Annotated in this window: 1 protein-coding gene; it reads left to right on the forward strand. The window is 44.0% G+C overall.

Annotation, left to right across the window (positions count from 1 at the left end; translation table 11 throughout):
* A partial coding sequence (locus ACWIUE_RS11945; protein WP_454137012.1) for a hypothetical protein occupies positions 1-445 on the forward strand: 445 nt, incomplete at both ends.

Raw genomic sequence — 445 nt, forward strand, 5'->3', positions numbered from 1 at the left:
GCGTTTGCACTCGGCGTGTGGGAGAATTTCGCCACTTATGCCACCACGATTTTTGATGATTTAAAAAGCACGGCATTTATTTGGCTAATCGCCCTAAACTGCGTGCTTTTCATTATAAATCGCAGAATTTGCGGCGTTATTTTCATCGCACTTGGATTTTTGGCAAGTTACGGACTTTATGTGCTTTTAGAAATGCCGACATTTCACCCACGCGCATTTTACGGGTTTAGCGCGTTTGTGGCAGTGATTTGTATCGCAAATGTGAGCGCAGAATCTAGCAAGATTCTGCGATTTTTCGCACTCGCAAGTGCCACAATCACCGCGTATTTTTTGATAAGTTTCGCAAATATCTATGGCAACGCCTTAAAAAAGCAAGATGAGTTTTTGGACTTTCGAGCGAACTTGCTTTTGAGCGATTTAGGTGCGAAAATCCCGCGTGGCGCGA

It is taken from the genome of Helicobacter sp. 23-1045 (assembly GCF_053654655.1).